This window comes from Pannonibacter phragmitetus DSM 14782, from assembly GCF_000382365.1.
GTDB lineage: Bacteria > Pseudomonadota > Alphaproteobacteria > Rhizobiales > Stappiaceae > Pannonibacter > Pannonibacter phragmitetus.
The window spans coordinates 1-8,684 of sequence record NZ_KB908241.1 but is presented as its reverse complement, the minus strand read 5'-3'; the positions used below and the strand labels follow the sequence as shown (position 1 = coordinate 8,684).

Annotated in this window: 8 protein-coding genes; 5 read left to right on the top strand and 3 right to left on the bottom strand. The window is 65.7% G+C overall.

Features of this window, described 5'->3' with window-relative positions:
• Both H163_RS23435 and H163_RS0121490 read right to left on the bottom strand, forming a co-directional pair.
• Nucleotides 1–1,018, bottom strand: a 1,018-nt coding sequence (locus H163_RS23435; protein WP_247643345.1) for a two-partner secretion domain-containing protein, incomplete at its 3' end; no start/stop codon positions are given.
• Nucleotides 1,019–1,402: 384 nt separating this feature from the next.
• Complete coding sequence (locus H163_RS0121490) at nt 1,403–2,407, bottom strand: LacI family DNA-binding transcriptional regulator (RefSeq protein ID WP_019966677.1); 1,005 nt, start codon at nt 2,405–2,407, stop codon at nt 1,403–1,405.
• 203 nt (nt 2,408–2,610) lie between these two features.
• Here H163_RS0121490 and H163_RS0121485 point away from each other — a divergent pair, with 203 nt between their 5' ends.
• Genes H163_RS0121485 through H163_RS23425 form a run of 5 tightly spaced genes read left to right on the top strand, consistent with a single transcriptional unit; the run spans nt 2,611 to nt 8,147 of the window.
• The gene (locus H163_RS0121485) at nt 2,611–3,687 is read left to right on the top strand and encodes an ABC transporter ATP-binding protein (protein ID WP_019966676.1); all 1,077 of its coding nucleotides are present in this window, start codon (nt 2,611–2,613) and stop codon (nt 3,685–3,687) included.
• Between the two features lie 46 nt (nt 3,688–3,733).
• A complete protein-coding gene (locus H163_RS0121480; RefSeq protein WP_019966675.1) occupies nt 3,734–4,696 on the top strand; it encodes an ABC transporter substrate-binding protein in 963 nt (320 codons plus the stop codon).
• Between the two features lie 3 nt (nt 4,697–4,699).
• The gene (locus H163_RS0121475) at nt 4,700–6,427 is read left to right on the top strand and encodes an ABC transporter permease (RefSeq protein ID WP_019966674.1); all 1,728 of its coding nucleotides are present in this window, start codon (nt 4,700–4,702) and stop codon (nt 6,425–6,427) included.
• Complete coding sequence (locus H163_RS23430; RefSeq protein WP_019966673.1) at nt 6,415–7,548, top strand: MBL fold metallo-hydrolase; 1,134 nt, start codon at nt 6,415–6,417, stop codon at nt 7,546–7,548. Before H163_RS0121475 ends, H163_RS23430 begins: the two co-directional genes overlap by 13 nt.
• Nucleotides 7,545–8,147 (top strand): dual specificity protein phosphatase family protein, encoded by a 603-nt coding sequence (locus H163_RS23425; RefSeq protein ID WP_169445942.1) that lies wholly within the window; start codon nt 7,545–7,547, stop codon nt 8,145–8,147. The genes H163_RS23430 and H163_RS23425 overlap by 4 nt, the downstream gene beginning before the upstream one ends.
• 300 nt (nt 8,148–8,447) lie before the next feature.
• On the opposite strand, the gene H163_RS23420 is transcribed toward H163_RS23425, so the two are convergent.
• A partial coding sequence (locus H163_RS23420) for an IS256 family transposase (protein WP_026355861.1) occupies nt 8,448–8,684 on the bottom strand: 237 nt, incomplete at its 5' end.

Sequence of the window (8,684 nt, the reverse complement as noted above, 5' to 3'; positions counted from 1 at the left end):
ACCAGACCACCACCGTGCCGCCGTTGCCGCTCTGCGTGGCATCGGCGCGGATGATGCTGGCCGCATCAATGCTGGTGGTCTCGGCCCGCTGCGTGGTGCCCGTGCCCTGCCAGCCGCCGCCAATCTTCACCGTGCCGCCGCCCGTGGCGCCCGAGGCATCAATCTGCGCGCCCTTCAGCGCCACCTGCTGGCCGGTGACCGTGATCTTGCCGCCCTTGCCGCTGGCAGACTTCGCCGCCACCTTGCCGGAAACCGTGACCTTGCCGCCCTCGCCGCCGCCGATGACGATATTGCCATCGCTGCCCGAGATGCTGTCTGCCTCGACAGAGCCGGAGAGGTTGACCGCATGGCGTGCCGCATGGCGGGCGGTGGCCGCCTTCATCACCACGGTGCCGCCTTCGGCCGAGATCTGCCCGCTGTTCTCGACGAGCGCGCCATCCCCTTCGGCGCCCTCCGCCGTGGGCAGGGCCACCTGCAGGAAGCCGTCGCCGGACAGGTCCAGCGTTGCCTGCTCGCCGGAGCCGAGCCCCACCTTGCCCATCGGCACGGCAATCAGCCCGTCATTGCGGACAGTGCCGCCGATCAGCGCCGCATAGCCGCCGCGCCCGATGGTGATCACACCCTCGTTGCTGACCTTTGCTGACGACCCGTTGCCGGAGAACCGGTACTGCCGCTTGAGGAAATCCTCATCCGACATGTCCAGAGTCGAAGCCACAAAGCCGCCGCCCGCCGTAACCCGGCCTGTCGGCGTGATGGTGATGCCGTTGGGGTTGATCAGATAGACCTGACCATTGGCGTTGAGGGCACCGGCAATGGTGGAAGCGGTGGCACCAGTGACACGGTTCAGAATCGAGGCAGAGGCATCCGGCTGAACGAAATGGACCGTATTGCCCTGCCCGATCGAGAAGCTGCCCCAGTTGACGATTGCCTGATTACTACCCTGCGTCACCGTCATCACCGGCCCGCTGGAGCCGATGAAAACAGAACCCGATGCAACCGAGCCATCTGTGGGCAGCACGACTTGCGCGAATGCGGGGGACAGCTGGGAAACAACAAGAGAGGCCGCCGTGAGTCCGGCCGTCAGCGCATTGAGATTGCTTCTTTTAATATGGAGATACGAAACGGAGGAAAGTAACCCACCTTTTGCAGCATAGCCCTTCACGTTTCGCCCCTTGGAAAAAATCCGGAAATTCAGAACCTTGAGAACTGTTTGCGCAAGGTCAAAAGAAAATCAAGGCGACTCACAGGTAAAACCGGCGCCTTCCATAGGGCAGTGTCCCGGGATGTATTTCGACAACACCTCTACACCATCAACAGTCATTGATATCGATAGTTTAACGGTTGACCCGAGCTTCGCAGTCAGAGCCGGTTTCCGCCGAGTCAGGGCCATCGCATGCTGGCCTCACACCGTCCCCCGCTCCACCAGACTGACCGGAATGGCCACGCGCCGGGGGCCTGCGTCTTCGTCTTCTTCGGCCAGCAGCGTCAGCACCGCTGCCACCACATCCGGTGCGGACTGGCGGATGGTGGTGAGGTTGTGGGAGGACCAGGCAGCTTCCGGGATGTCGTCGAAGCCGATCACCGACACGTCCTGCGGCACGGATACGCCCATTTCAAACCGCGCCGTATTGAGAAAGCCGAGGGCCGTGCGGTCGGTGGCGGCGAAGACGCCGTCAATAGCCGGGGCAATAGCTGGACCTGAGGATCGCAGAAGGCTGCGGGCCGCTTCACAGCCTGCTTCATAGTTGCCGCGCCCGGCCACCCAGCGTTCGCAGGCAATGCCTTCCTCGTCCAGCCGCTCCAGAAAGCCCGCTGCCCGGCGCCGCTGGCTGGGGGTGTCGGCCCCGGAGCGCACCACGCAGAGCCTCTGCCGCCCCGCCGCCAGCAGGCGCTCTGCCGCCATCCGTCCGCCCATGCGGTCGTCGGTCTCGATCGCGCCTGCCTCCACATTCTCCATGTGGCGGTTGATGAGAATCATGCGCTGGCGGGCGCGCAGGCACTGGTCGATCAGCTCGCGCGGGGGGGCTCCGGAGAGCACGATCACCGCCCGCACCCGGTATTCCAGCACCAGATTGAGCAGCGCCGTCATGTCCTGCGACGAGGCATTGAGCAGCAGCGCATGCAGGCCCTTGCCGATCAGCGCAGCGCTGAGGTCATCCAGCAGCCCGGCCACATAGGGCTCGTAAAAGCGGGCGCCGACAATCGCCACCATGCTGGAGCGGGAGGTCTGCAGGTCCTTGGCCAGCCGGTTCACCCGGTAGCCCAGCTCATCCGCCGCCCGCAGCACCTTTTCACGCACCGCCGGGGAGACATAGGCATCGGGCGTGAAAGTGCGCGAAACGGCCGAGCGCGACACGCCCGCAAGCTTCGCCACATCGGCTGCGGTCACAAAACCGGCCTTGCTCATTCACCTCTCCCCGCATGTTTGCGCAGTTTCTGCGCACTGGCCGCGCACTGTCCGCACACTGGCATCCCTGCCGGATTGCAACCTCTGGCCCCGTCATAAAACCGAAGCATAACAGCTGTAATGTGCACACGTGTGCAGATCAAGTTTTATCTGTGATCAAGCGCATTAAATGACTGAGATTGCTCATTTTTCAGGATCGGCACGTGGCTGGAATCGAACTGACGGATATTGTCCGGAGCTATGGCGGCAAGCGGGTGGTGGACGGGGTGTCCCTGACGGTCAACGACGGGGAATTCGTCGCCATTCTCGGCCCCTCCGGCTGCGGCAAAACGACGATGCTGCGGCTGATCGCGGGCTTCGAGACGCTGGAAGCGGGCTCCATCCGCCTTGGCGGGCGGGAGGTTGCCTCCCCTGCCGCCAGCCTGCCGCCGGAACAGCGCAACATCGGCATTGTCTTCCAGAACTACGCCCTGTGGCCGCACATGAGCGTGGAAGAGAATGTCGGCTATGCGCTGAAGGTCGCCGGTGTCAGCTCTGCGGAGCGGGCGCGCCGCTGCCGCGAGGCGCTGGCCACCGTCGGCATGGAGGCGCTTGGCAGCCGTGCCCCGTCTGATCTGTCCGGCGGCCAGCGCCAGCGCGTTGCCCTGGCCCGCTGCCTTGCGGCCAACCCGTCCGTGATGCTGCTGGACGAGCCGCTGGCCAATCTCGACGTGCACCTGCGCGCTTCCATGGAGCGCGAGTTCCTCGACTTTCACCGCCGCACCGGCGCCAGCATGATCTACATCACCCATGACCAGTCCGAAGCCATGGCCCTTGCCAGCCGCATTGCGGTGATGGAGGCGGGCCGGGTGATGCAGTTCGGCAAGCCGCGCGAGCTTTACCGCGAGCCGCAGAACGAAATGGTCGCCCGTTTCATCGGCGGCGGCCTGATCCTGCCGGGCACGGATGCCACCCCTTCTGGCCGCGCAGGCCACGCCATGGTGGAGATTTTCGGCCACCGGCACGAGGTGCGCGCCCGCTCCGGCCAGCAGCAGCAGGCAAAGGTGAGCCTCTGCGTGCATCCGGGCGAGCTGGTGATTGCGCCCGCACCGCAAGACGGTTTTGCCGCCACCATCACCCAGGTGATCTTCCGCGGCTCCCACACACAGGTGGATTTCCACCCCCACGCCATGCCGGACCTTCAGCTGACGCTGCAGGCTCCCGGTGACTTCGCGCTGCCGGGCGGCAGCGTCATCCATGTCCGGGCCGATGACGGCTGGATCATTCCGGATGCGGGCTGACATGCCCCGCCCGGCTTTCACCCCCCAAAGACGACAGGACCTGACCATGCGCCTTCTTTCTGCACTTGCTCTCATGCTGATGGCCGGCACGGCAAACGCCGGAACGCTGGTGCTCTACACCTCCCAGTCGCCGGAAATTGCCCAGCAGACGGTTGACGCCTTCAAGGCGAAGAACCCGGGCATCGAGGTTGAATGGACCCGCAACGGCACCAGCCAGCTGATGAACGTGCTGCGCGCCGAAATCACCGCTGGCGACGTGAAGCCGGACGTGCTGCTGGTGGCCGACACCATCAACCTGGGCCAGCTCAAGGCCGAAGGCCGCCTGATGGCCTATCCGGAAGCCAAGGTGGAGGGCTATGACGCCAGCACCTATGACAAGGACAAGATGTTCTTCGGCACGAAGATCATGTCCACCGGCATTGCCTACAACACCCAGAACGCCAAGCCGGTGGAGACCTGGGCCGAGCTGCTGAACGAGGACAACAAGGGCCAGATCGCCGTGCCGAGCCCGCTCTATTCGGGCGCCGCGCTCAACCACATGCACAGCGTCGTCAACGTGCCGGGCATCGGCTGGGAGTTCTATGAAGGCCTCGCCAAGCTGGGCATCGCCCCGGAAGGCGGCAATGGCCCGGCCCTGAAGGCGGTTGCAGGCGGCATGGCCAAATACGCAATCGTCGTCGATGCCGACGTGATGCGCGCCAAGGCCAGCGGCTCGCCGGTGGACTTCATCTTCCCGAAGGATGGCGTCTCCTTCATCACCGAACCGGCCGCCATCATGTCCACGGCCAAGAACGTGGATGCCGCCAAGGCCTTCATCGACTTCCTGCTGTCGAAGGAAGGCCAGGAACTGGTGGTGAAGCAGGGCAACCTGCCGATCGACCCGGCGATGACCCCGCCGGCCGGCTTCCCCAAGCTGGACACCATCAAGCTGCTGCCGGTGGATGCGGACAAGGCCGTCGAAACCGACGCTGCCGCCCGCGCCAGGTTCACCGAGATCTTCGGCGGCTGAGGCATGTCCGACATCACTCTTTCCGCATCGGGGGGGCGCCGTCTGGCGCTCCCCTTGCGCGCCGACTGGCTGGTCCTTGGCGGGCTGGCCATTCTCGTGGGGCTGCTTTCCTTCGCCCCTCTCGCCCGCCTCGCCATGGCCGGCCTTGCGCCGGACGGGGTGATCGATCTTGACCGTCTGTCCTCGCTCTACCTCAAGGGCCGGGTGATCACGGCGGCGCTCAATTCGCTGCAGGTCGCGGTTCTGTCCTCGGTGATCGCGGTTGCCCTTGGCACGCTCGCAGCCATCCTCACCGTGCACACCAACATGCGCGGCAAGACCGCCTGGATCTTCTGCTTCGTGCTGCCGCTGATGATCCCGCCGCAGGTCACCGCCCTTGCCTGGGTGCAGGCCTTCTCGCCCTCCAGCCCGCTGCTGGGCGCGCTCGGCCTTGCCCTGCCTTCAGGGGCGCGGCACCCGATGTTTTCCGCCACCGGCATCATCCTGCTGCTGGGGCTATACAATGCACCGCTGGTGTTCCTCACCGTGCGCGCCACCCTGCGCCGCATTCCGCAGAACCTGGCGGAGGCTGCCCGCGCTGCCGGGGCTGGCAACCGGCGCATGCTCTTCACCATCCTCCTGCCGCTTGCCCGCTCCGGCATCATGGCCGGTGCCGCGCTCGCCTTCGTCTCGGCCATCGGCAATTTCGGCATTCAGGCGATGCTGGGCATACCGGCCCGCTTCCCGACGCTGATCACCCTCATCTACCAGCAGCTCAACAGCTATGGCCCCTCGGCCCTGTCCGATATGGCCGCGCTCGCCCTGCTGCTCTCCGCCCTCACCGTGGCAGGCCTCGGCCTTGCCGGATGGATGGCCCGGCGCGGGGATCTCAGGGTCGATGGCCTCGGCCAGCCGGTCACCTTCTCCCTCGGCAGGGGCCGCATTGTTGCGGAAGCCGGGGCGTGGGTCTTCCTTGCGCTCACCCTGCTGCTGCCGCTCTCGGCCCTCGTCACCACGTCGCTGGTCAGCGGCTTCGGGCAGGAGCTGACATTCGCCAGCCTGACGCTGAAGAACTACGCCAATGCGCTGCTGCATCATGCCTCGATCCGGCAAGCCTTCCTGACGAGCTTCGGCCTGACGCTGACCGCCACCGTGCTGCTGGTGGTGATGGCGGTATTCCTCGCCTATTTCCTCAGCTGGCACAAAGGCCCGCTTGTGCGGCTGGTGCAGCTGGCGGCGGAGCTGGCCTATGCGCTGCCGGGCATCGTGCTGGGCGTGGCCATGATCCTCTTCTTCCTGAGGCCCCTGCCCTTCATCAACGTCAGCATCTATGGCACGGTCTGGATCATTCTGGCCGCCTATCTCTCCAACTTCCTCGCCCTCGCGCTGCGTCCGGTGATGGGCGGCTTTGCCCAGATCGAGCGGTCGCTGGAAGAAGCGGGGCGTGTTGCCGGTGCCGGGTTCCTCGCCCGGATGAAGGACATCATCCTGCCCATGCTGGCGCCTTCCGCCATTGCCGGCGGCATCATCGTCTTCATGACGGCGCTGAACGAGATCCAGGTCTCCATCCTGCTCGTCTCCTCCGGCGCCCGCACCATCGGCCCGATGATCGTCTTCCTTGAGGAAGGCGGCTCCTCGACGCTGGCGGCGGCAGTTGGCTGCCTGATGATCGTTGTCATTCTGCTGCTGATGGGCACCGCCTCGCTGTTCTCCTCCCGCCTGCCGAAGGGAGCCCTGCCTTGGCAGAACTGAAAATCATCAGCGGCGCGGGCGGCAAGCTGCCCGCAGCCTTTCTGCTGGAAACCTGCGGCCGCCGCATTCTGTTTGACCTTGGCGAGGGGCCCGAACCCGGCGTTCTGCCGGATGTGAGCCGTGTTGGCCCTGTGGATGCCCTGTGCCTCTCGCATGCCCATCAGGACCATGCCGGTGCCCTGCAGCTGCGGGCAAGGCTGGGCCGCCCGCCCGTCTATGCAACGGCGGAAACCTTCGCGCAGATCCCGGAGGCGGTGCTGCCGCAGGCCGCGCGCAACCCGCTGCCGCTCGCCGGAACTGCGGAAGTCGCAGGGCTCACCCTCACCACCGGCCGCAGCGGCCATGCGCCAGGCGGCATCTGGCTGCATGTGGCGGCGGATTGCGGCTTTCTCTACATGGGCGACTGGACGCCGGAGTCCGGCCTTCTCGCCTTTGACCCGCCGCCCCGCGCCGCCTGCCTCGTCACCGACGCTTCCTATGGCGACCGGGACAGCAGCCTTGCGGACCAGATTGGCCTGATGGCAGAGGCTGTGCGCGGCGGCGCGGTGCTGCCCGTGCCTTCCGCCGGGCGCGGGCCGGAAGTGGTGCTGGCGCTGGCCCGTGAGGGATTGAAGCCCCGCGCCTGCCCGGTGGTGCTTGCAGAAATGGAGGCGCTGGCGCAGTCACCATCGCGCATCTGCCATCCCGGCACACGGGAAGAGCTGGCCGCGCTTATGCCCGGTGCAGGCCGCAGCGGGGCGTATAAGCCCACGGACGTGATCGTCACCACGGAAGCCAATGCGGAATCCGGCCTTGCCGCCAGCCTGTTGGCACGGGCGGACGAGGGCTTCCGTTTCGTCTTTTCCAGCCACGTGCCCCCCGGCACGCCTGCCGCCGATCTGCTGGCGCGGGGCCATGCCGAATGGCTTGGCTGGAATGTGCATCCCCGCTTGCGCGACACGCTCTGGCTTGCGGACCACACCCGCGCCTGCCATGTGGTGCCTGCCTTTGCCGCGCCCGAAGCAATGCCAAAACTCACTGCCGCCCTTGGCCCCCGGCTGCACACTGGCCGCAGCCTGATCTTTGGGCCGGAACTTGACCTGCAATTGGGACCGGTGCAGCCGGTCAGGAGATGGATATGACCCGCATGCCCCCCGCCAGCGCCCTTCTGCCCGAAGAAGAAGAGGACCGCCTGCCGGTGCTCTGTGAAGTGGCGAGCGGCCTCGGCCCCCACGGCGCCACCCTGTTCATCGGCAACAAGGTGGCGGCGGATGATCCGGCGCTGCTGCTCACAGAGGGCGTCACCTCCACCATGAACCTTGCGGTCAATGTGGAAATGGCACCGCTGACCCTTTCCGATGGCACAACCATCCGCCGCACCCACATCGGCCTCATCGACGGGCCGGGCAACGCGCCGCAGCACCTGCTGGCAGGCGTCATGGCGCTGCATGGCATGCTGACGCAGGACAGCCCCGGCAAGCCGCATTACCCGCCCCACCGGCGCGGCCATGTGCTGGTGCACTGCCGGGGCGGACGCAGCCGCTCGGCCACCGTCATCGCGCTGTATCTGCACCTCGCCCTGCCGGAACAGTTTCCGGATTTCGACAGCGCCGTCAACCACGTGCGCCAGGTGCGCGGTCTTGGCACCAACCAGCCGCAACCGGCCATGCTGGCCCTTGGCCAGGACGCCCTCGCCAGCCTCTCCACCGGACTTCGCATCTTCGCACCTGCGAAGTTTTGAGGTGGGGGGGATTTGCGGGATTGGACGGGCTTTCGTTTCCCTTCCCCTTGAGGGCAGTGTTTGCATTGCACGCACGGAGGAGGATCTGGCCTTCCTTTTGCCGCAGCGCCCCTCTCCCCCCTTGAGGGGGAGATGTCAGCGCAAGCTGACAGAGGGGGGTATCAGCGCTTCAACACGGCCGAACCACTCTTACAAGCGGACAGGCAATTACCCCCCTCTGCCCCCTGCCGGGGGCATCTCCCCCTCAAGGGGGGAGGTCGTGTGCGTCAAGTTCTGCAATTTGGGCGGCCATGAATCTGGTCATGCTGCTTTTCGGAGTTGGAGCTTTTTGTGCTCCTTGAGATCGTCCATGTTGATGTAGCGGTTGGCCTCCATCCAGTTTTCGTTGGTTTCGACAGCTAGGGCCCTGACGAGGCGCAGGCAGCTTTCGGTGTTGGGGAAGATGCGCACGACATAGGTTCGGCGTCTTATCTCCTCGTTGAGGCGCTCGAGCATGTTGGTCGACTTCAGATGCTTGTGGTGCTGGCGCGGCAGCCG